This window comes from Ilyomonas limi, from assembly GCF_005233845.1.
Classification (GTDB): domain Bacteria; phylum Bacteroidota; class Bacteroidia; order Chitinophagales; family Chitinophagaceae; genus Ilyomonas; species Ilyomonas limi.
In genome coordinates, this window is sequence record NZ_SZQL01000019.1 from 71058 (window position 1) to 96782 (window position 25725).

Below are 25725 nucleotides of genomic sequence, written 5' to 3' on the forward strand. Positions count from 1 at the left end.
ATGTCCCTTACACATTCTCCCTATTTATTATATTCCGATGGCAAAGGCAACATCTTTGAAGATAAAACCCTTTATGCCGTTGGCCGTGCTGGTTGGGATGCTTTCCCGGTACCGGAAGAAGACTGGATTGAACTGCCTGAAGGTGGTAACCTGTATGAATTGCCAGGTCGAAAAGCCATTGGCATAGATGTGCGTACCGGCGATATGCGCCTGTGCACCAAAGGCTGGGCAGTAGCGGCATTTATTCCGCCGGCACACACGGGGTTATTTTTGGCAGCTTACGAGAGCGAACCAAATGCGCCTACCCTTCCGCTGTTTTGCTATACCGCTGCGGGCTGGTACAACAATCAATTCTACGTACCGGCTGTCCGCATAGAGCAGGATATTCGCCAGGAATGTGCAGGATATAATGATACTAAAATTGGAAATGGTGCACAGCACTTGCTGCAGGCTTACCCACACAACCGGCTGGTACAGCACTTAATGAACAACTGCTGCAACACTTACCACTGCCCCGCTGCACGCAATTTTGCCTTGGGCAGGTGGGAATGTCCGGTGCCTTCTTCGCCGGCATGCAATGCCAATTGTATTGGTTGTATTTCTTTTCAGCCCGAAGAAGAAAGTATTGTTTCTACACAAGATCGTTTGCAGTTTAAACCTACACCCGAAGAAATTACCGAATTTACCGTACCGCACCTGCTACATGCACCTTACCCTATTGTAAGTTTTGGGCAAGGCTGTGAAGGCGAGCCACTGCTGATGTGGCATACCATCCGCGAGGCCATTATTGAAATCCGCAAGCATACCGATAAAGGCAGCATTAATATCAATACGAATGGCTCTAAGCCCGATGCAGTGAAAGCCTTATGTGAGGCAGGATTGAACAGTATTCGTGTAAGTACTAATTCGGCTCGTAAATCTATTTACACCAAATATTACCGTCCCAACAACTACCAGTTTGAGGATATTGTGGAAAGTCTGAAAGTGGTGCGCAGTTTTGGTGGCTGGACAAGCATCAACTATTTTGTTTTCCCGGGAATGACCGATAGTGTGCAAGAATATGAGGCTTTGCGCAAGTTGATTAAAGAAACAGATTTGAATATGATTCAATGGCGCAATTTTAATATTGATCCCGACTGGTATTTAGGTTTGATTGGGGAAATAGAAACAGGGGAAATGTTGGGGGTTAAGCAACTGATGGAACTAATTCAGGAAGAATTTCCGCAGGTAAAGTTTGGCTACTATAACCCGCCAATGGAAAGAATAAAAGGTAATTATAATAGGGATTTTGCAAAGGTAATGGCGGTGTAATATAATTTAACCGCGAAGGCGCAAAGGATGTGTAAACTCTATCAGGCTTAATATGTGAAGCCCGATGATCAGTTATAGTAATATAAAAAGCCCCGAATCCTTATCATCCGGGGCTTTTTATATTTTGCTAATCTTAGAAGATTAGGTTCCACCTTAATAAGACCAAAGCGACTGCTCGTAATCAAATATTTTATCTTTTACATTCTCTCCCTGATACAATCTAAATAATGGATCTTTAATATACTCGCGGATAGACTGATCAAATGGATTGTCCAGTGTAGATTTTGTGATATAACTGCTGAACATACGGTTTTCAAACAACTCATCCCAGGTCATACGTGCACCCATATTTTTTGGATTATACGCCTGATATTTAGTGAGCGTAGAGCGAAGATCAGGATAATATATCCACCATACCGGATGGTCGCTGTTTTCAAGCTTCATACCATTGGATAACGTAACCGGAATAACTGGCGCAATACCTAAAATGCGCACGTACATACGGCTGGTAGCTTTGTCGAAAATCCATTCTTCTTTCAGGCGGAATTTGTAAATAGAATCGGGGTCAACTGCTTTTGCCCTTACCTGGTAGCCGGTAATGTTGCCCTGCATGTCATACACCCGTGAGGTATCAAAACCACCACCAAAAGCTGATATGGCCTGATCAGGCGTGATAGGTGTAGTAAAGCGGTCGTCATCGGCGCTGAAAGCAGTAACACTGCCATCCTGAATGGCTCTCAATAAAATACTGATAAAACGCTGGCTACCATTGTCTTCTACAGCTGCGTAACGGAAAGGCATATTTATCTTTTCACGGGTATCAATCTCACGCCATACACGCACACGGAAGATAGCATCATCTTCACGTATATTTTGGTATTCGAGCGGTGTACGTTCCAGTATCAGGTCTCTATCTACCGCTGCATCTTCGCGCAATGATGGACGCAAGGTATCTAATAATCCGCCGCTGGTAGATGGAATAACATTAATTGGCAAAGTAGTATCTATACCATTATCAGCCGGTGCTGTATTGCCATACGTTGATTGGTTGCCGGTATTGGCATTACCATAGCCCGCCTGGTTGTTATTCTTTATGGTAGTATCCGCCGCTTTGTTGTTGCCTGTATTGCCGTAGGCACTTGGCGTATTACCATAAGCACTGCGTACCTGCTTTTTGCGTTGTGCCATACCGGTATTTACCAATACAATAGCCAGTACCAACACAGCAAAACTTTTAAAATATTTTACCTGCATAATCCAGTTTTTAATACAAATTGAATTGAATAGGAGGCAATGTACGGCTGCCACCCGGACCTGATACCCTGATTTCATCTATAGTAACCGCACTTCCCGGACGGCATTTCTCGATCATATCTCTTACCGGGTTGAATGAATTGCCGCTTACCTGACGGTATTGCAAACCTTCGGAGAAGCCGGAGCCCTGGCAAACTATAGTATAACCAGTAACATTAAACTGCACACCTTCGAATACAAAGTTTTCCAATTCCGCACGTACCCCAGCCTGTGCCTTAAAATCGTTTACTCTTACACGACCACCTTTGCTCGCACCCACCATAGCTATCGGATCGGGAACCGTTTTTACACGAAAAGGAAATACCTGTGGTTTACCGTCTATCGTAAGGGTAATATCTGCCGTGCCTGGCTTGCCCGGACGTACAATATAATGTCCCGGACGGTCTTTGGTGAAAGAGCCATTATTGATGTTAAAGCTTACTCTTTCGTCACCCACATTACCACCGCTTACCGAAATAGGATTTTCTAAACCAATATACAATACTTTCACTGCATCGGCACTTACGCTGGCGCCTGTAGGCGAACCAACCGTATAGCTTACATCCACATCTTTACTGCCTTGTGTACCATCCGGCTTGGTAAATGTAATGTGCACTTTTTTAGTATAAGAACCTGGTCCACCTACGGTAGTTTTATACACAGCAGCACCATTGGCATTAAGCGGCACATTAGCACCGTCAATAACAACAGTAGGCTTTGCGGCAGCGCTAAAAGCACCTACGCCGGCTGTAATTTCTAACTCCTGCCCCGGCATTAAGTATTGTGAACTTTGACCGGCAAAAGCCTGAAACTGGTCATATACTACCTGCACCTGTCCAATCTGTTTATGACAATATTCAACTACCTGCGATTCACTGTTTTTTACATCGTTCTGAAACTTACTGAGAATGGTAACCGCTGCAATAGTAGGTGTCATTCTAAAGTAAGCTGCACTCCAGGTATTGTTAGTTTTATCCCGTACTTTGGGCATAGACAAATCAATGGGCAGCGAATTACCAAATTCTTTGGCGATGGCAGGGTCAATACCTAGCAATGATTTTTTAAAATCGGTTAATTTATCAAGCAGCTTTTTTCCTTCGCCTTTCTCGTCCATTAATCGGGTAGCAGCTTCAAGGCTGCCTTCATCAAATTCGCCGGTTGCGGGGTCTAAATCCGCTTCCTGCTTCAGTTTATTCTGAAGATTGATGATGTATGTATTCATTTCATCAGAAAGCTGTTTTGCCTTAGCTGCTTTCGGGGCCCAAATAGCCGCTCTTTCAGCCGTTCTAGAGTCCTTCTGTAAATCAGCTAATGATCTAAATAGGGTTTTATTCTTATCTTCAATAGTGTTGGTAGCATTGTTCAGGCTATCATTCACTGTCCTAAAAGCATTCAATATTTCCGATGATACATTTAGTGCCAGCAGGGCTGTAAGCACCAAATACATCAGGTTAATCATTTTCTGCCGTGGCTCTTTGGGTAGTGCCATTAGTTATTATAAATTTTCTTTTTAAACTGATATTGTTTTTAAAGTTATATTTAAAAACAGGCTTCATTTTAAAAACCTGCTTTATTATATAATTACTTTATTTACGCTTTCAACTGCATAGCTGTAAGCATACCACCGTACACCTGATTAAGCTTGGTAAGGTTATTTGCCAATGTAGCAATCTGCGTTTGTGCACGTTTTGCATCTTCGGCGCTGGTTTGCATTGCCTGAGAAGCTTCGTTAAGACGTCCGTAAAAGGAGTTCAACGCTTTCAGATGGTTATTACTTTCCTGCAGCTCCAACTCATAAATAGTATTGAGTGAAGACAGGTTTTTGGTAAGCACCTGCACTTGTCCGTGAAATCCTTTGGTTGTTTCGGCTGCACCGGCAAAGGCATTCATGGAGTTGGCAAAAGTGTTGTAAGCATCTTTTACAGTGCTTAACGCGGCAGTAGCTTCTTTTGTTTTAGAAGTATAGTCGCCGGTAGCTTTTACCACATCGCCAATCTCACCTATCTTATCTACGGTAGTACCCAATTTTTGAAAACCTGCGCTCAGCTTAGAAAGGTTGGCAGGTGTAATATCTGCTTCCTGCAACATTTTTTCCATACTTTTCAGCGCCGGATTGCCGGCAGGTATTTTTTCTGCACCAGCCAGCGATACCTGGTGGTCATCTATTGCAGGATACATAACATACAAAATACCATATACGGTAAACACTACCGCTTCGGTGCCTAACCCTACAATCAGCATTTCATCGGCACCTTCCCAGTGTTCAATTTTAAACAGGGCGCCCACGATTACGACTGCCGCGGCAATGGATACGAATATATCAACGATTCTACTAACTTTTGGAGGAATTGCAGCTGCCATTTCTTGTTTGTTTTTTTATTTTTATTTTGATATTGTTTGATTGATTAGAATAAACGGCTGATGCCGTATGTTTTTTATGGAATAAAAAGATTTTAATGACAATTTTATTTTCTTAACTGTGCAGGTAAATCTATCACGCAGCGGAAACCAATGTAAGATTTTGCAGAATCCTGATATTCGTAAGTGCGTGTGCTTGTTTGCAAAAAGTAGCCTACATCTTTCCAGCTACCGCCGCGTACCACCTTACGCTTCATTCGCGGAGGATCAGTGTCTTTAGCATTGTAGCGTACATCGGGGTTCATGTCGTGCTGAAAATTGTAAGAACCTTCATAAAAATAAGAGCCTGTCCATTCTGCCACATTGCCTGCCATGTTGTACAGCCCAAAGTCATTTGGCCAGTACGCATCGGCACGTACGGTGTAAAAGCCGCCATCTTCGGGATAGTTACCGCGGCCAGGTTTAAAGTTTGCCAACAGGCAACCTTTTTTATTTCTTAAATAATAGTTACCCCAGGGAAACATAGACTGAGTACGGCCGCCACGGGCTGCATACTCCCATTCTGCTTCGGTAGGCAGGCGGAAATCGCTCTCCTGCGCATACTTCTTTTTCTCATTATAGGCATTCAGGTAATGCGTTCTCCAGGCACAGAAGGCTACTGCCTGTTTCCAGCTAACACCTACTACCGGGTAATTTCCAAAAGCAGGATGCGAGAAATAACGTTGAGCCATTGGCTCGTTGTACGAGTAAGAAAAATCTCTCATCCACACCAGCGTATCGGGGAAAACTTTTTGATTATAGCGGAAAATAAAGTCTTTACGAGGACGGCTGGCATTCTCGCGTTTGGCAGCTTCTTTATAATCGTAGCCCTGCACGTTGTACACCATCTTATCAGGGTCCAGCTCCATTCTGCCATATATGCGATTGTCCGGCGCCAGCACCAGGGCAGACAATTTTTCCATATTGGCTTTATCGTACTTGATGCCTGCAGCTTTTTTCCAGTCCACAGCAGTATCGCCATCGGCGCTGGTTTTTATATACCCCAGTTCTACGGCAGCCAGCGAATCACGCGTCCAGTACACAAACTGACGGTATTCATTGTTGGTTATTTCCGTAGCATCCATCCAAAAGCCATTGATAGATACCTGCTTGTTGCGGGAAGTATAATTGAAATTGATGTCTTCGTCGCTTGGTCCCATGTGGAAGGTTCCGGAAGGGATATATACCATTCCCTTAGGCTTGTCCATACTGATGCGGGAACTGGGCGCTACGCCCACCAACTGGCCATTATCCGGCACAGCACTTTTAGATTTTCCTTTGTTGCAACCAAAAGCAGCCGCAACAGCAAGAGCTAAGGTAAAATAGGCGAAAAATCGGTTTTTCATTTATAATGGTTTTGAAACCTTACAACAGTTGATGATATATTAATCAGTTGTTTGAGAATGACTGCAATAATACAATTTAACGCAGCGCCAGATTGAATTATTGCATTAATATTTTTTAATAAGCCTATAATTTCCGCTTAAAACAGTAAGGGATATCTGTTTCAACGTAACATCTTTACTGCACAGAAATTATCCAAAATATATACACTATGCCAGATCAAACCCCAAACTTCTCCTCTGGCATGCAAACTTTATAAGTTAGAAAAACGTGTTTATCTTTGCTTTATTGCAAAAAATAAAATCTTTAATCACAACTTATTTACACTTATTTACTGCCTACAATTCACCAATCAGGTCTAATGCGGCTGGCACTGTTATTACCGGCGCTAAACAGGTATTGTTTTTACATACATAAATAGCTGCTTCAGATTTTATTTCCTTACCCCGCAATAAGCTAAATACGTTGTCCGATGGTGGTTCAGTTGCCAATTGCACAATTTTATTCGGTATAAAATGCTGTAATAATTCCGGCAACTCGCCCGATGCTGCTGCGCCGGTTATCACTATTTCATTTATACCATACACCATGTTCTGCATTGCCGCCGCCCATACACCAAACGAAGTGGGATAACGCACCATAGCTGTTGCCATGCTTTGTACCATACGGAGGCTTTGCGTCAGCCATTCCGGCTCATCAAATACGATAGACAAGTAATGCAGGTTGCCGGCCATTACCGAATTGCCCGATGGCATCGCTCCATCGTACACATCTTTCTTTCTTACCACTACATCGCTTTGGTGATTAGGTGTAAAAAAGAAAAAACCGGCTTCATTGTCCCAAAAATGCTGCTGCACATAAGTTGTCAATGCTTTGGCTTTTAATAAATAATATTGGCTTCCTGTTACTTCCTGCAAATGAATATATGCCTGTATTAAATATGCATAATCATCGAGGAAAGCCGCATGTGCTGTTTTGCCTTCTTTCCAGCTATGCAGCCATTCGTCACCTTGTTGCAATTTTGTTTCCAAAAATTGGATAGCAGCGGTTGCCATTTGTAAAAAAAGTACATCGCCCAAAGCACTATACACTTTGCAGCAAGCCGTTATCATCAAAGCATTCCAGCCCAATAATATTTTATCATCCAATAATGGACGAATACGCTTTTCCCGGATAGCAAACAATTGTTCACGGCAGCGTGCAAGTGTACTCTTTTCTTCCTCACTCAAAGGCATTTCGTAGCGGGGCTGCCACAAAATATTGGTGCTATCCCAATTACCCTTTTCACTCACGTCATATATCTTGCAGAATAAGTCGCTGTCATCACCCAATATCGCATCTACTTCGGCTTTACTCCAGGTATAAAATTTTCCTTCCACGCCTTCGCTGTCGGCATCCAGCGCACTGAAAAAAGCACCACCGGGCGTGGTGAGCTCTCGCCGTACAAATGCCAGCGTATTGCGTATAGCTTCAGCATAATGCGGCTGTTGCGTAAGTTGGTACGCTTCGCTAATGGTGCTTACAAGCAACGCGTTATCGTAAAGCATTTTTTCGAAATGCGGCGCCAGCCATTGCGCATCGGTGCTGTAGCGGGCAAAACCGCCGCCCAACTGGTCGTTAATGCCACCAAAAATCATTTTATCCAGGCTGAGCAAAGCTTGCCTGATTGCCGGCTCGCTGCCGGTAAAATAATAGTGCCTGAGTAAATACTGTATAATAAACGTTTGCGGAAATTTAGGGGCTTTGCCAAAGCCACCCCATTCGGTATCAGCGTGTTTTAAAATTGCATCTGCCGCAGCTAAGAGGTTATCTTCATTAAATACTTCATCTTTATCTTCCTGCAACTCCAACAGGTTAGAGGTTGCCAGATGATTAACCAAATTTTCTGCCTGTGCCTCTACTTCGTTGCGCTTTTGGGTAAACATATCGTGGATGGCGTGCAGCAATTCAGTCCAGCTCATCCGGTTGAAAGCCCGCACAGGCGGATAATAAGTACCACCATAAAAAGGCCTGCAATCAGGCGTAAGAAATACATTCAACGGCCAACCGCCGCCCCCGCTGATTGCCTGCACCGCATCCATATACACATGGTCAAGGTCGGGGCGCTCTTCCCTATCTATTTTTATATTGATGAAATATTGGTTCATCAGCGCGGCAGTTGCTTCGTTTTCAAAACTTTCGCGTTCCATTACGTGGCACCAGTGGCAGGCAGCATAGCCAATACTCACCAGTATCGGTTTGTCTTCAGCTTTGGCTTTCTGCAATGCCTCTTCGCCCCAGGGATACCAATCCACAGGGTTGTGCGCATGTTGCAGCAGGTAAGGACTTGCCTCGTGGATGAGGCGATTGGTGTGTATTGTTTTCATTAGGTTATGGCATAAAAATAAGAGAAAGTAGTGCAAAAAAACAAAACATTTTTTGCATAAGAAGGCTATGGCAGATGGCCACAATGCTTTTATTTAAGAAAAGACCGGCTTATTTTTTTTTAGTAGCAATAGCTGTTTGCGCCAGGTATTTATCCAGTGCAGCTATCATGCTGGGCGTTTGTGGCGCAGGCGCTTTTATTTCGGCTTGCATACCTACTTCTTCCACTATTTTTAAGGTATTGCTGCCAAATGCACCAATTAAAGTTCCGTTTGGCTGGTAATCGGGGTACGTATCAAAAAGACTGCGAATGCCGCTGGGTGTAAAAAAGCAAATAACATCGTACGAATGCTGCTCCATTACCGGCTTTATATCGTTGCTGATAGTGCGGTACATAAAGGCAAGCTGGTATTCGCAATTATTTTTCTTCAGCAGGTTCACTATATCATTATCCTGCTGGTTTTCGCTGCACACATATAAAAACTTCTCGTTTTCCTTGTGCTTATTAATTACATCAAACAGGCTCTTGTTGGTGCCGTCTGCTCCGTAAAAAACCTTGCGTTTGCGATACAAAATAAATTTTTGCAGGTACAAAGCCACCGCCTCGGTAATGCAGAAGTATTTATTATCCTGGTTTACCGCAACTTTCATTTCATCGCACATGCGAAAGAAATGATCAATAGCATTACGGCTGGTAAAAATAATAGCCGTAAATGCAGTTATATCTATCTTTTGCTTTCTGAATTCGCGTGCAGGAATACCATCGAGCCGTATAAATGGATGAAAAAACAGCTCGACATTGTATTTTTTTTCCAGATCGAAATAAGGGGACTTATCGCTTTCTGGCCTGGGCTGGGTTATTAAAATCTTTTTGCTGTTTTTTTTGGCAGCGCTGTTACTTTTTACCCCGTTTTTTAGCATGCTATTCGTCTCAGGAAAAATTGGGTTTTTTAAATTACTCACTTTATTATTATAAATAATAATTTATAAATAACCAACAAAGGAAGTATCTCTACTGCGCAAAGATAAATAAAAAAGTGAACTGCATTAATTTTCAAGTTTTTTACTACCGTACCAAGTGCCACAACATAGCGGTACAAGAGCATAAGCAGCACCAGTGAGAGGGCTACCGTAACAGCGGTATCGCGTGTTTGCCCGTTCGAAAAAGCCATAATCGCAAGTAATGGCAGGAGGCAAATACCCGTTACTTTATTAACTAAAAAAACAATAAAGTTGTAATTGAATGCAAACTGCGGCACATTGAAAGCCCACCCGCAAAAAAGGATAAATAAATGCTTACCAATATAGATAACTGCCAAAGTACCAAAGGTATAGAGCCACAACAACCACAGAGGTATGTGCGCTACCTGGGGCGAACCATTGGCCAGTAGAGCAATGAGCAAACCGCCCGACAGGAGAAAAGCAATATTGAGCAGCAGCGAGGGAAGATTATCCTGCAGCAAACTTTCTTTAGACTGCTTTTGCCGGTAATTGGACTGAAAAAACAACCGGAATATATTTTGAAAATATTTAGGAAAACCGGTGCGGGTAATGGCTACCACAAGGAATAAACCTGCCAGCATATAAAACAATTCATCCTTATCGCCGGGCTGACGCACGCTGTTTATCATAAATACAGCACCTTTTTTATTGCCTGCATACAAATTCCGGTACAACTTGGTGTACAGTGTATCCTGCTGCCAGCTAAGGGCATACGTGGCGGGCTTTGCCACCAAAGCAGTATCGCCCCTGGCTACAGAATCACTTACAGGCTGACTGCGCAAAGTATCGGTTTGCGCGTACGTTTTTATGGTAAAAAAAAGCAGTAAAAGGAGCAGCGTTTTATTAAGCATAAGAATGTTTGCAAAGGTAATGCGAACAGGTATTGGTTCTCACAGATAACACAGATAAGCACAGGTGAAAAGTAGAAGAATTATTATTTTTCAAATGCAATCAGGCTAATGGCAGAAAGGATAAGTAAAGGATAGAATAAGTCGTTATCTGTGAGTACCATTCTCCTAAAATAAACTCACAAACCCTAAATGTATTTTGGATTGCCGGAAATCCAGTTTGGTATCATCCTGCTTACCTATCGCGTAACTGATATTGAAAATACCAGTTTTGGTTTCAAAAGCAAGCCCAAGGCCCGCACCAATATAGGTATGCGCAAAAGCAGTGGCAAAGCTTTGGTAGTGCGCCCAGCCGCCATCGCTAAAGACAAAGAAATAGGAGTTTTGGCCAATGAGATATCGGTATTCCAGCGTACCCACAGCATATCTATCAGCATAAATACTTTCCTCGTTAAAGCCGCGCAACAGTTGGTAGCCGCCTATTTGAAACAATTCGTTTACGTAGTATGACGGACTTTGATACCACCCGCCGTTAAGAGCTGTTTTCAAGGCAGCTTGCCTGCCAAGTGCAAAATAATGTGCTGCTGAAGCCTGCACACGCAACTGGTAGCTTTTGAGTTGTACGGTATCATATAAATTATTGTAATTGAAGTTGGGATCTTTAATGCTGATGATAGCATTGTTTTTAGTGATAGTTTTATTTCCTGCGCTCATTCTCAGCCACACTTCGTTGCCGCTGCGCGGATTAAGGGTATAATTGGTATTGTTCAAAGCATATTGCAAACCTATATTCACTGCATTTATATCACTGGCGTCGGGCAATGTTTTGGTAGCAATAACAGCGTTGGTATCCACACTTAATAAGCGGCTGGAATTAGTTTGTAAAAACAAAGTACCTGTTTGCCTCGCGGAAAAATTATAATCCAATCCGAATAAAGCATGGATATTGAGAAAAGAAGAATCTCTTTTATACAATTCAAAATTGAAATTGATACCAAAGGGCGAATGGAAAAGGTACGGACGTTTGAAAAGCAGATTTAACCGTGGCGATTTAGACTGTAATTGCTGCCAGTCCACACCAATGGTTTCGCCGGTGCTGAATGCATTTTTAAGATTGATGGTTGCCTGCCCTGTGAGCAGGAGTTTGCCGCCAACTTGTTCATTGGCAGGTAAAAAGCCAACAATTACATCTATTTGGTTGCTTTGCTTGGGCTCCAGGTATAAATTTAAAATTGCGCCGCTGCCGAGCATCATTACATTCCAGGGCTGCGATTGCTGCAGGTAAGTCAATTCAGCCAGGCGTTGATCTATTTGCTGCAGCTTTTTTTCATTATATATTTCGTGTGGTGCAATATCCAGGTAGCGATGAATGAAATCCTGCGTTAACCTGGCTTTACCATGAATGCTAATGCTGTCTATATGATACAATTCGCCGCTGTCTACCTGCAACTTTGCACTCACCAATCCGCTTTGCAATAGTACGCTGGCTAAGTGTATGCTGGCGAAAGGGTAACCATTGTTTTGATAATAATCCAATAGTTGATCGTAAACGGCACTTACTTTACCGGGGTCAAAAGGTTTGTTATTAAAAGAAGATTGCCGGTAGCCTAAAGTGCCAAGCACATTCCACGTTTTATCATCTGCATATAGGCTACCCCAGGTATATTTTTCACCCACAAACAGCTTTACCGTAACGCCACTGGAATCTTGCTGTATTGTATCTGCCGATGCTGCTATATAGCCTATGGCCGCCAGCATAGACGGCAACTGTTGCGCATATTGCAGGCAGCCGGTGGCCGTGGCAAACTGCTCCTGCAGCCTTAAATTTTGTATAAAAGCCGGGGTTGTATCTACCGGTTGTACCGATAATATATAATTTTTTTGCAACCTTTGTCCTTTCGTTTGTACACACACAAGAAAGCACAGGAGTACATACACTATTTCGCGCATGTATTCACTTACTTTTATCATTCACTTTTACAATTTATAAGGGGAAATTATCAGGTTATGGCAGGCATCTATTTACACATTCCTTTTTGCAAGAAGGCCTGTCACTACTGTAATTTTCATTTTTCTGCCAGCACAAGGTACATCAACGAGATGGCACAGGCAATTGGTACAGAAGCAGCGCTAAGAAGGCGTTATCTTGACGAGCCGGTGGCTACTATCTATTTTGGCGGCGGCACGCCTAGCCTGCTTTCCGTAACCAGCCTGCAAATGTTGTTACAGAAACTACGCGACAATTTCACCATTACCAATGATGCAGAAATAACACTTGAGGCAAATCCGGACGACATTAATGTAGAACGGCTGCACTCCTGGAAAATGTTAGGCATCAACCGGCTCAGCATTGGCATACAATCCTTTAACGATGCCGACCTAAGCTGGATGAACCGCGCACACAATGCATACCAGGCATTACAAAGCATTGTGTTGGCGCAACGTGCCGGCTTTAGCAACATCACCATTGATCTTATCTATGGCACGCCCACGCTCACCAACGAGCAATGGCGCCGCAATGTACAGCAGGCAATTGATTTAAACATTCCGCATCTCTCCTGTTATGCACTTACGGTAGAGCCTAATACCGCTTTGCATAAGATGATTGAAAACAAAAAGATGCCTGATGTAGATGAAGAAAAGCAAAGCCAGCATTTTGAGTTGCTCGTGCGCTGGCTAAAAGATGCAGGCTACGAGCATTACGAAATTTCGAACTTTGCAAAGCCGGGCTGCGAAAGCCGGCACAACAGCAGCTACTGGCAAGGGAAGCCATATCTGGGCTTGGGGCCTTCGGCACATTCTTTCAACGGCACCAGCCGTCAGTGGAACGTAGCCAACAATGCATTGTACATGCAAAGCATCAGCCGCAGCACAGTGCCTTTTGAAATTGAACACCTCACGCCGATGCAGCAGCTTAACGAATACATTATGACTTCTTTGCGCACGCGCCAGGGCATTTCGCTCAACCATGTTTCTGCACAATGGAGCGAGGTAGATAGTATGGCACTTATTAAAGGAGCAAAGCGATACATTATGCAGGGCAACGTGGTGTTTGTAAATAACCACCTTCAGCTTACCAGGAGCGGCAAATTGCTGGCAGATGGTATTGCGGCAGGGTTGTTTAGGTAAGTTTTACATTGTGAGTACTTTATTGTGTTACTATTTATGATAATTAATGAATAGTTTGCTGGTATTGTAGCACAAAGCCTTGAAGAGACTTTACAAATACAACAGCACCGAAATAATTACCAATAAAAACAACTTACAGTTCAGCATCTGCATTCAACTCCATCAGAAACGCCATCGTATCCACGCCATCGGCATACGAGGTAATGCAGGGCTGCTGTGCCTGTCCAAAAGGTGTACAACCGTGTCCTACAATGCACTGCACATCAGTATTATTTTTCAGCACATCTATTGTTTCTTCTTTGGAGTTGTAATAGCTGTAATTTAACTGTGCTACCGGCGCAAACAAATTGGCATTTTCGGTAAGTATAATGGAATCATTATTCATGTAATACTTATTGCCCATAATCAGGAGCGCCAGTTGATAATCGAAGTTGTTTTTGTACTTATTATAATCCATTAAATATTCGTACGCTTTCAGCGCTTCGAGCAATGGCACAAAATTGTAGCCTTCTGGTACAAACAGCTTGGTTACATTGCGGCAGCCCAACCCAAAATAGAGTTGTATATCATTGGCTAATAATGCAATTTCTTCCTCTGTTTCCGTTCCATCCAGCACGGCAACAGACGTTCTGTTTTTACGTATAATATGTGGGTATCTGGCAAAATAATAATCAAAATACCGGCTGGTATTGTTGCTGCCGGTTGCAATGTATGCGTCACAGTTTTTTAGCATTTCTGCAAAAGTGATAACCGATGCTACCTCGCTGTTCCATTCAATCAGTTGATCTGCTACATGCCGCAACAACACTTCATCTTTGGAAGATAGTTTCATCATTAATTTGTTACCGCTGATAAACACACAAATAAAGTCGTGAAAGCCCACAAGCGGCAGATTGCCAGCCATTACAATGCCTACTGTTTTTATGTGGGTTGCCATGTCTTTTACATCATATTGTTGCACTAAATCTTCCAATATATCTTTTTGCAAAAATGCCTTTACAATATTATCAACTGCTGTATCGATAAATTCGGGGATGAACCATTTGTTGTGTAGATAAGCCATGTGTTTGGCCTGCTGCCAGGCCGGTGCATCGCTCTGCATATATTTGCCCAGCCGCACCAGTAAATCAATTCGTTGCTCTACATTCATTTTTCCGCAGTATTTTTGAACCTGCAAAAGTAGTTTCAAACCTCCAAATAAATTAAGACATATTATGGCTATAAAAATAACGGATGAATGTATCAATTGTGGTGCCTGTGAGCCGGAATGCCCCAACAATGCGATATATGAAGGCGGTACCGAGTGGGCTATTACCGATGGCACCAGCGTAAAAGGTTCGTTTACGCTCATGGATGGACAGGTAGTAGATGCCAACGAGCGTTTTGCACCAATAAGTGTAGATACCTATTACATAACACCTAATAAATGCACCGAGTGCCAGGGCTTTCACGAAGAGCCACAATGCGCGGCGGTTTGCCCGGTTGACTGTTGTGTACCCGATGAGATGTACCGCGAAACAATTGAGGAATTATTAGAGAAAAAAGATAAACTACACCTGTAATAGTTATAAGTTGTTTTGTAAAAGTGAAGCGTTTATCATGCTTCACTTTTTTATTGCTTATCGTTTATTAAAATGAGCTTATCACTGCCGTCACTCCGCCATTGCCGCCGGTAAAGGCACTTTGTTACAATCAAACTAAGCGGCGGCTTTATGCGGGATCTGTAAATAGTAAATGAATCGAAGTATATGCTTACTGTAGCGAATGCTTACAATTACTTTCAAATACAGGCAAGCACAGATTTAGCCCAAAACCACCGCAAAGTTTAAATTCATGTTGGCGGCAATTACGGAATGACCAGTCTCTTAGACTTCTATATTCACCCCAATGCACTACTTTCATTTCAAAACATTTCTCTTTCTTTGCGCTTTATATTTTTTACCTGCATGAAAAAGAAAATAGCATTGGTAACCGGTGGCTATAGTGGCGAGGCCACCATCAGCTACCTGAGCGCCAAAACAGTATATAACAACCTGGATAAAGAGAAATTTGATGTATATAAAATAGACATCAACCCTAACGGCTGGGTATATGAAAATGAGGAAGGGGCGAAAAGTGCTGTTGACCGCAGCGACTTCTCGGTGATAGACGGCGGCAGGAAAATAAACTTTGATGCCATTGCATTGTGCATCCACGGCACACCGGGCGAAGACGGTAAACTGCAAGGCTATTTTGACATGCTGCATTTGCCTTATACTACTTGCGATGCAGCTACATCTGCATTAACCTTTAATAAAAGATTTACTGTTGCCGTTGCTGCTTTTGCAGGTATTAAGGTAGCCCGCTCCGTATTATTTCATAAAAATAATTTTACCAATGCCGATGAAGTGGTTCAAAATTTACAATTCCCTGTTTTTGTAAAGCCCAACAATGGTGGTTCCAGCATTGGCATGAGTAAAGTAGCTTCCTTTTCGGAAGAACTGGGCGTTGCTATAGAAAAAGCTTTTAAAGAAGACGATCAGGTGCTGGTAGAAGAGTTTATTGAAGGCCGCGAGTTTACAATTGGCGTATTTAAAGCTAAGGGGAAGATTATTACCTTACCTATGACCGAAGTAAAATCGCACAACTATTTCTTTGATTATGAAGCCAAGTACCTGGGCAAAAGCGAAGAGATAACGCCGGCACAAGTGGACGAAGCGGTTGCTGAAAAAGTAAGGGCTGCCGCTAAAAAAATATATGCAGCACTCAACTGCCGCGGGGTTATCCGTATAGATTTCATATACAACGAAGCTGCCGGCGAGCCGTATATGCTGGAGGTAAATACCGTGCCGGGGCAAAGTGATGCCAGCATAGTGCCGCAGCAGGTAAGAGCAATGGGCTGGACTTTAAAAGAATTTTACACAGCTTTAATTGAAGAAACATGCGCAACGGCATAATGTTTCGTTTATATTATACACCTTAATTACTTTATATAGTGTTTAAATTTCTTACAAAGCAGGGTTTCCTTGTCAATCTGTTGGTGGCAATTGTTTTAATTATACTCATCGTTGTTTTGTTTTTCAATTCGCTCGATTGGATAACCCATCATGATGAAAATATAAAAGTGCCGGTAGTAACCGGCAAAAATATAAACGATGCCACCCAACTGCTCGAGTCGCAGGGCTTTGGCGTAGAAGTGCAGGATTCGGTATATATAGATACTGTTGCAAAAGCATCTGTTGTAAGGCAGTCGCCCGAAGCCGATGCGACTGTAAAGAAAAACCGCACTGTTTATTTAACTATCAACCGCGCTGTAGCACCACTCATAGACATGCCCGATTTGCGTGGCTTTTCTTTTCAGAGTGCAGAGATGTATTTGAGAAGTGTGGGGCTGAAATTGGGCGACACCACTTACCGTCCTGATATTGCCCGCAATTCTGTACTGGAGCAGCGTTTCAAAAATCAGATATTGCTACCCGGCACTAAAGTACATATGGGCAGTGCCATCAACCTTGTGCTGGGCGATGGCATTGGCAATGCCATAATGGATGTACCCGACCTCACAGGAATGACACTTACTGATGCACGCAGTTATCTTCGCAGTCTTAATTTAAGCGTTGGCGCCATAGTGGCGGATGCCGATGTGCAGGACCGAAACAACGCGTATGTATATCATCAAAACCCGACAGTGGAATCACCGGGCGGTGAGCAAAATAAAATACATCCAGGGCAAGCCATTGATGTATATCTTAGTGTGCAACAGCCGGTAACTGATACTGTTGCTGTGCAAGCGCCACCACCCCCTCCTACACCATAAAAATTTTACTTATGCAAACAATTACTACCGACGAACTGAGAAAACGCATGGACGCAGGCGAGCAGCCCAACCTGCTGGATGTACGCGAAGATTATGAACGTGCCGACTTTAATATTGGCGGCAGGCATGTGCCTATTGGCAAGCTGCAAAGCATGCAACTGGATGATATTGAAGATTGGAAAAACGACGAAATTATTATCTACTGCCGCAGTGGCAACCGTAGTGGTATTGCTGCCAATATGCTGGAAATGTTGGGTTATAAAAATGTAAAGAACTTAGTGGGCGGCATGCTCGACTGGCAGAAGAAATAATTATAAGACAATAATAGCTGAATTTAAGAAACAAAATAACCCTAAGATTTAAGCTGTAGCCTATAATAAATGTATTTTCTTTATTCCTGTTCATATCGCTAAAGACAGGAGATGCTGTATAGTTCCGGCATCTCCTGTCTTCAACAGCATTGTATTGAAATAAAACCTGCTATTGATTTTGATTCCGGTTTTTCTTGCCGCGTCTTAATTGCTGCTGAGTTCCGTCATTTTGATTTGATTCCTGCTGCGCTTCGTTTTTCATTTGTTCATTAGCACTTATCACAAACTCCACCCTGCGGTTTTGTGCACGGCCTTCTGCAGTAGCATTAGGATACTTTGGTGCAGTTTCGCCATAGCCTTTTTCTGTAATCCGCGAATCTGCAATGCCATGATCTCTCAGGTATTGGGCTGCAGCATGTGCACGGCTTTCCGATAATGTTTGATTGTACTCATGTGTACCGGTGCTATCGGTATGCCCCTGTACCTCAATATTGGTATTTGGATATTTGTTTAAAATAGTAATCAGTTGTTCCAATGTGCTGTCTGCAGTGGGTGTTAATGCATAACTATTAAAAGCAAACATCACATTGTTACTAAATTCAACAGTGATGCCTTCTCCCACTCTTTCCACCTTAGCCGATGGCACTGTTTTCTTAATTTCTTCAGCCTGTTTATCCATCTTTTTACCAATTACTGCACCGGCAGTACCACCTACTGCCGCACCAATAATGGCACCCAAAGCCGTATTGCCGGTGGCTTTGCCTATAGCCCCACCTACGACTGCGCCACCGCCGGCACCTATTACAGCGCCTTTCTGGCTTTTATTCATATTGCTGCACGATGTATTAAGCATCAATACAGCAGTGGCTACTACTAAAAAATAAGATTGTATTCTTTTCATATAAAAGCTTTTATTGCCGTTTAGCCAATTATTATGCCATTGTACACAACAGTTATATTTATGCTTTTATAAACCAATTAGTTTATAACGAAATCTGCGCAAATAGTAAAGTTGTACTTTGTGGTAAAAGATGCAGCGCAATTGAAGTAAAATGGCTTCAATAGCTTTTAAAACAAGGTGTATAATGCCAATGCGTTATTCCGTAAATGCCGCCGGTAAGAAAATATTATTAAAAGCAAATCAGCGGCGGCTTTGTACAGAATCTGCTGGTTTGCTGATTACTTACTACAAGCTAACGACTTGATACGTTTATTGAAATTTCAATTTGATTTATTACCATTCACCTGCCTGCCGGTAGGTTCCGCATAAAACCGCCATTGGTTACAAGAAATTATTAGTTCCTGTTGGCATTAATGGTCTTTACAAAATGGCGGATAGCCTTACTTTTATCAGGTTTTTAAAATGCATATGAAGTATTTAAAACACATTACACCACTATTCATTACCGCAATTGTCTTTATCGTTATACTGATAAAGTATATGCTGGGCAATGATGCAACCGAAGTAAAAAGCAATATCGCTTTTATTGCGCTGCCCATTATTGGTGGCTCCCTGATAGCAGACTATATTATAAAGAAAAGCCTTAAATGGAAGCTACTTTGGATATGGATAATGGAAATAGTACTGCTGTTTGTAGTGGTGTATTTATGGATTATCGCTGAGTAACTGTTCTATTTGCGCTTCTTTCTTTTGTGTATCATAGAACGGCCAATCTTTAGTAAGATAAGCTTTTATAAAATAAACAATAATACCGGCTGCTATTACCCCTAAACCATACAACATCAATTCGCCGGTGGAGTAAAAAATACCCACCCATATCAATATAGCCAACACAACAGGAATGGGAAACAGCGGCATGCGCCAGGGGAAATGCTGCCTGCCTTTCTTATGCAACAACAACAATCCAATTGCCTGACCAATAAACTGCACCAGTATCCGCATGGCTAAAATAGCTTTTACCACACTTGCCACGCTATCGAACAGCATACTAAAAATAAAAGCAATACAACCCAACGACAGCAAAGACACATACGGAAAGTTTTTGGTAGGATGCAGCTTTGCAAATATGCGGAAAAACGCACCATCCTGCGCAGCGGCATACGGTATGCGGCTGTAGCCCAGCGTAGCCGAAAACACAGAAGCAAACGCCACCCACAATATCAGCACGGTTACTACAGTAGCAGCACCCGCACCCGCCAGCACATGAATAAATTCGCTCACTACAAAGTCGCTTTTTTTAATCGCTTCCATCGGCAGCACCGATGCCACACTGATATTCATTAGCAGATACAAAACAGCAATACCCGCAATAGAAATAAACATGCTGCGTGGTATATTTTTTTGCGGATTAATAATCTCGCCGCCTAAATGACACACGTTATAATATCCCAAATAACTATACACCGAGCTTACGCTGGCAGTGCCCAAAGCAGCCAACGCAGCAAAGCTGAAATCGGCGCCTTCATTTATACGCTCAATAGGCTGTAAAAAATTGCCATACATTACACCAGCACCAATTACAATGGCAATGGTGAGCAACACACCTATCCAAAGCAACACGCTTATTTTGCCAATCGTTTCTATTTTTCTGTACAATAAAATCATTATCAACACCACCAATCCGCCGCTTACCATTTTACTTTCTACCACATTGAGCGGCACAATAAAAGCAAAGTATTTGGCAAAGCCCAGCGAAGCCGAAGTAATGACCAACGGGGCCTGTATCATCGTTTGCCATACGAACAAAAAACTCATCAGTTTGCCCCATTTTGGACCAAAGCCTACTTTTAAAAAGTTGTAACTGCCGCCAGCTAAGGGATAGGCGGCGCCCAGTTCGCTCCAGATACAGGCATCGGTAAAAGACAGCAACGCGCCGGCTATCCATGCATATAAAAACCAGCCGCCATCCATTACCACAGCCACCGCACTTAACACAATGAAAGGACCAATGCCTACCATATCGGTCATATTAATGGCGGTTGCCTGCAGCAGACTTATTCTTTTTTGCAAGTGTTGTTCGGGCATAGTTTGTTAGCGATTAGGCACAATAATAGTGTTTCTTTGCTTTACCAAACAAAAAATACATAATGAGCCTTTTATTTAAAACTGTGGACTGGGCAGAGGATAGTAATATTTATGAAGTAAACACGAGGCAATACACCAAAGAGGGCACGTTCAATGCTTTTGCACAACATTTACCCCGGTTAAAAGATATGGGTGTGGAGATATTGTGGTTTATGCCCATTACGCCTATTGGTCTCGAAAAAAGACAAGGCTCTCTGGGCAGTTATTATGCCGTAGCCGACTATACCGCTGTTAACCGGGAGTTTGGTACGATGGACGATTTTAAAGCATTGGTACAGCAAGCTCATGCAATGGGTATGAAGGTGATTATAGACTGGGTAGCCAATCATACAAGCCCGGATAGCGCCTGGGCAAAACAGTATCCGGAATGGTATAAGAAGGATGCTAACGGCAACTTTACCGAGGCCCACGGTTGGGTAGATGTGATTGATTTGGACTATACCAATAAAGACATGCGCCAGGCAATGATCGCCGCTTTGCAGCATTGGGTAGTTACGTGCGATATTGATGGCTTTCGCTGCGATATGGCGCACCTGGTACCATTGGATTTTTGGAAGGAAGCGCGTACGCAATGCGATGCTATCAAGCCGCTGTACTGGCTGGCAGAAAGTGATGAAGCCGATTATTTGCAGGTATTTGATGCATCGTATGCGTGGGAATGGATGGCAGTAAGCACAGAGTTGGTGCAGCACCAAATGACGCCTGAAAAAATGATGAATGTATTGGTAAAATATGCCAGCCAATGCACCATTCATGCACAAAAACTATTGTTTACTACCAACCATGACGAGAATAGCTGGAATGGTACCGAGTATGAGAAATATGGCATTACGGCAAAAACGTTTGCAGTGTTTGCCGCTACCTGGCAGGGCATTCCATTGATCTACAGCGGGCAGGAATTGCCTAACCACAAACGGCTATTATTTTTTGATAAAGATGAAATTGCCTGGACAGAACAGCAACCTGCATTGCACCATTTCTATAAAACTTTATTATACTTTAGAAAGCGCTGCCCCGTGTTTGATTGTGGTGCAGAATTAATACGGCTCACTACCGGTGCGGAAGACAAAGTAGTGGCGTATATATGTTGCAATAATGATAAGCTGGCGCTGTTATTATTTAACTTTTCTAATGCCGGAAGAATAAAATTCAGCATTCACCACGAAAGGTTGAAAGGTACTTTCCGCAACGTTTTTTCGGAGCTTTCTTTTCAATTTGATAGTACGGTTGAGTTTGAAATGCAGCCCTGGCAGTATTTTGTGTATGAAAGAACGGGAGAATAAATTATTGCTTACATATTCAATCAAAACTATTTTTTATACTGATGAACATTGAATGGCGCTGCCGCTTTTTTGATGACCTTACACCAGCAGAATTATACGATATTATCCAACTGAGAAACGATGTATTTGTTGTAGAGCAAAACTGCGTTTTTCAGGATGCAGATGGGGTGGATAAACAATGCTTTCACCTAAGCGGTTACGATGGCAATATGTTGGCTGCTTATACCCGCCTTATTGCGCCGGGCATTACTTACGAATATGCTTCTATAGGACGTGTTGCCAGTGCCCGTGCTTACCGTGGCAAAAGCATTGGAAAAGAACTGATGCACCAATCCATAGCTCATTGCATTCAGTTATTTGGCAATGTGCCCATCAAAATTGGTGCGCAGCTGTATCTTAAAAAATTTTATGAGCAGTTTGGGTTTGAGGCTATCGGCGGGGTGTACCTGGAAGATAACATTCCTCATATACACATGCAACGGATGCCGCAGGGCTAACCTGTTTGCATAATTCATAATCATTATAATGATTTAAAAGAGAAAAGCCAGTTATGTAAGAATAGTAAACATAACTGGCTTTTTCAGCAGAATAATTGCCTTTAATTATCCTGTAAAAATTAATTTAACGCCTGACCTTCCAATTCCTGTTTTAAAAACTTAGCCGTATGGCTTTCTTTATTATTTATCATTTGTTCGGGTGCACCTTCAAATAAAATTTTACCGCCGCCGTCACCGCCTTCGGGACCAAGATCTATGATATAATCGGCTACTTTTATTACATCTAAATTATGCTCTATTACCAGCACCGTATTGCCTCTGTCTGCCAGTTTATACAACACATCTAAGAGATGCTGAATATCCTGGAAGTGCAAACCGGTAGTAGGTTCATCTAAAATATAAAACGTTTTGCCGGTGTCTTTTTTAGCGAGTTCGGTAGCGAGCTTTACACGTTGCGCTTCGCCGCCGCTGAGGGTTACTGCACTTTGTCCAAGGGTAATATATCCTAAACCCACATCCTGCAACACCTTTGTTTTCCTGTATAAATACGGCACTGCCTGAAAGAAATCTACGGCTTCATCTACGGTCATATTCAATACATCGGCAATGGACTTGCCTTTGTAACGAATCTCTAATGTTTCGCGGTTATAACGCTTGCCATTACATTTTTCACAATGCACATATACATCGGGCAAAAAGTTCATTTCTATCACGCGCATACCACCGCCTTCGCATACATCGCACCTGCCGCCTTTTACATTAAAGGAAAAACGACCGGCATTGTAACCACGAATTTTAGCTTCGGGAACAGCAGCAAACAACGTTCTGATATCCGTAAAAAAACCGCAATACGTAGCCGGGTTGCTGCGGGGCGTGCGGCCTATAGGTGACTGGTCAATTTCAATGACTTTATCAATATGTTCCAGCCCTTCAATCGTATCATAATCCAGCGCTGTCATCTTGCTGTTGTAGCAATGTTTGGAAAGTAATGGATATAAAGTTTCATTGATCAACGTAGATTTTCCACTGCCACTTACGCCGGTTACTACAATGAATTTTCCCAGCGGAAATTCAACATCCACATTTTTTAAATTATTGCCTCTCGCACCTTTAATGGTTAAAAATTTTCCATTGCCTTTGCGGTGTTCTTTGGGCACTTCAATCTTCTTTTCGCCACTTAAATATTTGGAGGTGTCGGAACCAGATTTTAAGACAGCCTTAGGCGTGCCGGCAGCAACTACTTCGCCACCATATTTGCCTGCACGCGGACCAATATCTACCAAATGATCGGCAGCCAGCATAATATCTTTATCATGCTCTACTACCAATACGCTGTTGCCAATATCACGCAGGTTCTTCAATGCCGTAATCAGGCGATGGTTATCACGCTGGTGCAAGCCAATGGAAGGTTCATCCAAAATGTAGGTAATGCCTTGCAGTTGCGAACCAATTTGCGTTGCCAGGCGAATACGTTGCGCTTCGCCACCGCTTAAGGTTTTGGAAGAACGGTTAAGTGTAAGATAAGTCAGGCCAACATCTAATAAAAACTGCAACCGCTCACGTATTTCTTTCAGAATATCTTTAGCAATAAGGTTTTGTTTTTTGCTTAAGCGGTCTTCAATGCCTGCAAACCAGTGCGCCAATTTATCCAAATTCCAATCGCTCAGTTCCGCAATATTCCGGTTATCAACCCTAAACCAAACACTCTCCTTTTTCAGCCTTGTACCTAAACAAGTCGGACACATTTTCAACTCCATAAACTGCTCTACCCATTCGCGCATATGATCGGTGCTGGTACTGCTGTTGAACCAACGGTTGAGCATCGGCACAATACCTTCAAAATCGCCGGAGTACACATCAAACGGTTGCGAGTAATCCAGTTCGCCAATAACGCCTTCCTCATTACCATATAAGATAAAGTTGATAGCCGTTTCGGGCAGGTCTTTGATGGGTTTATCAACGCCTATTTTTTTGCGCCTTAATATCTGTGCAGTGGTGCGATACATATACGCTTCGCGCTCTTCGCCAAGCGGCGCAATACCGCCATCTTTGATGGTTTTATTTTTATCGGGGAAAATTGCTTCGGTACTAACCGTATAAATAGAACCCAATCCTTTGCAGGTAGGACAAGCGCCATACGGCGAGTTGAACGAGAACGCATTGGGCGAAGGTTCTTCGTAAGAAATGCCCGTGTCTTCGCACATCAGTTGCTTGCTGTATTGAATAACTTTGTCCTCGTCATTTACCAATACAAACATCAGGTCTTTGCCGGTGCGCAGCGTTTGTTGTACGCTTTGACTCAGGCGCACTTTCATGTCGGGCGTTACTGCCAGGCGGTCTATCACTACTTCTATGTCGTGAATCTTATAGCGGTCTACCTGCATTTTGGGCGTGATGTCTTTTACTTCGCCATCTACCCGCACTTTCAAAAAGCCTTTCTTGCGGATGTCTTCAAACAGCTCGCGGTAGTGTCCTTTACGACCGCGCACGAGTGGTGCCAGCAGCGATATTTTTTTGCCTTCAAAACGCTGATAAATATTCTCTACAATTTCTTCTTCGCTAAATTTCACCATTTTTTTGCCGGTGTTGTAGCTGTAGGCTTCGCCAATACGGGCAAAGAGCAGGCGCATAAAATCGTACACTTCGGTAATAGTGCCTACGGTAGAGCGCGGGTTTTTGCCGGTGGTCTTTTGTTCAATGGAAATCACCGGGCTTAAGCCGGTAATCTTGTCCACATCGGGGCGCTCCATATCGCCGATAAACTGCCGGGCATACGCGCTGAAGCTCTCCATGTAGCGGCGCTGCCCTTCGTTGTAAATGGTATCAAATGCCAGCGACGACTTGCCACTGCCGCTTACGCCGGTAAATACCACGAGTTTATTTTTGGGAATGCTGATGTCTATGTTTTTCAGGTTGTGCTCGCGTGCGCCGGATACTTCTATGAGTTCGCCATCCAGTGCAATGCCATTAGAACCTTGCTGTTGCTTTGCCATAAATTAGGGCGCAAAAATACTAATCCTTTTAGCGAAATGGCGTTAAAATAATTTTGGGGGAGGGGATGGGGAAAGGAAATGTCTGAAAGGAAAGCTGCCGTTGCCGGTGTT

General features: G+C 42.9%; 21 protein-coding genes. 9 read left to right on the forward strand and 12 right to left on the reverse strand.

What is annotated here, in order from left to right; all coding sequences use genetic code 11:
* On the forward strand, window positions 1–1311 hold the full coding sequence (locus FC093_RS19395; protein WP_137263468.1) for a radical SAM protein: 1311 nt from the start codon (window positions 1–3) through the stop codon (window positions 1309–1311).
* A gap of 153 nt (window positions 1312–1464) precedes the next feature.
* On the opposite strand, the gene porN is transcribed toward FC093_RS19395, so the two are convergent.
* The 8 genes from porN to FC093_RS19435 all read right to left on the reverse strand — a co-directional run bounded on the left by porN (window position 1465) and on the right by FC093_RS19435 (window position 12530).
* Window positions 1465–2565, reverse strand: a complete 1101-nt coding sequence (gene porN, locus FC093_RS19400; RefSeq protein ID WP_170971159.1) for a type IX secretion system ring subunit PorN/GldN — start codon at window positions 2563–2565, stop codon at window positions 1465–1467.
* A 10-nt stretch (window positions 2566–2575) separates the two neighbouring features.
* The gene (gene porM / locus FC093_RS19405; protein WP_240743372.1) at window positions 2576–4093 is read right to left on the reverse strand and encodes a type IX secretion system motor protein PorM/GldM; all 1518 of its coding nucleotides are present in this window, start codon (window positions 4091–4093) and stop codon (window positions 2576–2578) included.
* 101 nt (window positions 4094–4194) lie between these two features.
* Window positions 4195–4965, reverse strand: coding sequence for a type IX secretion system motor protein PorL/GldL (gene porL, locus FC093_RS19410; RefSeq protein ID WP_137263470.1), 771 nt, complete (start codon window positions 4963–4965; stop codon window positions 4195–4197).
* Window positions 4966–5069: 104 nt separating this feature from the next.
* The gene (gene porK / locus FC093_RS19415) at window positions 5070–6347 is read right to left on the reverse strand and encodes a T9SS ring complex lipoprotein PorK/GldK (RefSeq protein ID WP_137263471.1); all 1278 of its coding nucleotides are present in this window, start codon (window positions 6345–6347) and stop codon (window positions 5070–5072) included.
* 336 nt (window positions 6348–6683) lie between these two features.
* Window positions 6684–8711 carry a thioredoxin domain-containing protein gene (locus tag FC093_RS19420; protein WP_137263472.1) on the reverse strand — a complete coding sequence of 676 codons (2028 nt, stop codon included), beginning with the start codon at window positions 8709–8711 and terminating at the stop codon, window positions 6684–6686.
* Window positions 8712–8820: 109 nt separating this feature from the next.
* The gene (locus tag FC093_RS19425) at window positions 8821–9672 is read right to left on the reverse strand and encodes a uroporphyrinogen-III synthase (RefSeq protein WP_240743373.1); all 852 of its coding nucleotides are present in this window, start codon (window positions 9670–9672) and stop codon (window positions 8821–8823) included.
* Window positions 9669–10562 (reverse strand): DUF4271 domain-containing protein, encoded by an 894-nt coding sequence (locus FC093_RS19430; RefSeq protein WP_137263473.1) that lies wholly within the window; start codon window positions 10560–10562, stop codon window positions 9669–9671. Before FC093_RS19430 ends, FC093_RS19425 begins: the two co-directional genes overlap by 4 nt.
* A 165-nt stretch (window positions 10563–10727) precedes the next feature.
* The gene (locus FC093_RS19435) at window positions 10728–12530 is read right to left on the reverse strand and encodes a POTRA domain-containing protein (RefSeq protein WP_137263474.1); all 1803 of its coding nucleotides are present in this window, start codon (window positions 12528–12530) and stop codon (window positions 10728–10730) included.
* A 36-nt stretch (window positions 12531–12566) separates the two neighbouring features.
* Between FC093_RS19435 and hemW the strand changes: the two genes are divergently transcribed.
* A complete protein-coding gene (hemW, locus tag FC093_RS19440) occupies window positions 12567–13688 on the forward strand; it encodes a radical SAM family heme chaperone HemW (protein ID WP_137263475.1) in 1122 nt (373 codons plus the stop codon).
* Between the two features lie 133 nt (window positions 13689–13821).
* On the opposite strand, the gene FC093_RS19445 is transcribed toward hemW, so the two are convergent.
* Window positions 13822–14838, reverse strand: a complete 1017-nt coding sequence (locus FC093_RS19445) for an acyl-CoA reductase (RefSeq protein WP_137263476.1) — start codon at window positions 14836–14838, stop codon at window positions 13822–13824.
* A 64-nt stretch (window positions 14839–14902) separates the two neighbouring features.
* Between FC093_RS19445 and FC093_RS19450 the strand changes: the two genes are divergently transcribed.
* The 4 genes from FC093_RS19450 to FC093_RS19465 all read left to right on the forward strand — a co-directional run bounded on the left by FC093_RS19450 (window position 14903) and on the right by FC093_RS19465 (window position 17795).
* On the forward strand, window positions 14903–15250 hold the full coding sequence (locus FC093_RS19450) for a 4Fe-4S dicluster domain-containing protein (protein WP_137263477.1): 348 nt from the start codon (window positions 14903–14905) through the stop codon (window positions 15248–15250).
* A gap of 384 nt (window positions 15251–15634) precedes the next feature.
* Window positions 15635–16624: a D-alanine--D-alanine ligase gene (locus FC093_RS19455; protein WP_137263478.1), complete on the forward strand. Its 990-nt coding sequence runs from the start codon at window positions 15635–15637 to the stop codon at window positions 16622–16624.
* 38 nt (window positions 16625–16662) lie between these two features.
* The gene (locus FC093_RS19460; RefSeq protein WP_137263479.1) at window positions 16663–17484 is read left to right on the forward strand and encodes a PASTA domain-containing protein; all 822 of its coding nucleotides are present in this window, start codon (window positions 16663–16665) and stop codon (window positions 17482–17484) included.
* 11 nt (window positions 17485–17495) lie between these two features.
* The gene (locus FC093_RS19465) at window positions 17496–17795 is read left to right on the forward strand and encodes a rhodanese-like domain-containing protein (RefSeq protein ID WP_137263480.1); all 300 of its coding nucleotides are present in this window, start codon (window positions 17496–17498) and stop codon (window positions 17793–17795) included.
* Window positions 17796–17964: 169 nt separating this feature from the next.
* Here the strand turns inward: FC093_RS19465 and FC093_RS19470 are convergent, their stop codons facing one another.
* Window positions 17965–18696 (reverse strand): OmpA family protein, encoded by a 732-nt coding sequence (locus tag FC093_RS19470; protein ID WP_137263481.1) that lies wholly within the window; start codon window positions 18694–18696, stop codon window positions 17965–17967.
* A 468-nt stretch (window positions 18697–19164) separates the two neighbouring features.
* On the opposite strand from FC093_RS19470, the gene FC093_RS19475 reads away from it, so the two are divergent.
* The gene (locus FC093_RS19475) at window positions 19165–19422 is read left to right on the forward strand and encodes a hypothetical protein (protein WP_137263482.1); all 258 of its coding nucleotides are present in this window, start codon (window positions 19165–19167) and stop codon (window positions 19420–19422) included.
* On the opposite strand, the gene FC093_RS19480 is transcribed toward FC093_RS19475, so the two are convergent.
* Window positions 19402–20781 carry an APC family permease gene (locus FC093_RS19480; RefSeq protein ID WP_137263483.1) on the reverse strand — a complete coding sequence of 460 codons (1380 nt, stop codon included), beginning with the start codon at window positions 20779–20781 and terminating at the stop codon, window positions 19402–19404. The two genes, FC093_RS19475 and FC093_RS19480, sit on opposite strands and share 21 nt — an antisense overlap.
* Before the next feature lie 62 nt (window positions 20782–20843).
* Here FC093_RS19480 and FC093_RS19485 point away from each other — a divergent pair, with 62 nt between their 5' ends.
* Complete coding sequence (locus tag FC093_RS19485) at window positions 20844–22124, forward strand: alpha-amylase family glycosyl hydrolase (protein WP_137263484.1); 1281 nt, start codon at window positions 20844–20846, stop codon at window positions 22122–22124.
* A 41-nt stretch (window positions 22125–22165) separates the two neighbouring features.
* Window positions 22166–22621: a GNAT family N-acetyltransferase gene (locus FC093_RS19490; RefSeq protein WP_137263485.1), complete on the forward strand. Its 456-nt coding sequence runs from the start codon at window positions 22166–22168 to the stop codon at window positions 22619–22621.
* Window positions 22622–22740: 119 nt separating this feature from the next.
* On the opposite strand, the gene uvrA is transcribed toward FC093_RS19490, so the two are convergent.
* Window positions 22741–25614, reverse strand: coding sequence for an excinuclease ABC subunit UvrA (gene uvrA / locus FC093_RS19495; protein WP_137263486.1), 2874 nt, complete (start codon window positions 25612–25614; stop codon window positions 22741–22743).
* Between the last annotated feature and the right edge of the window lie 111 nt (window positions 25615–25725).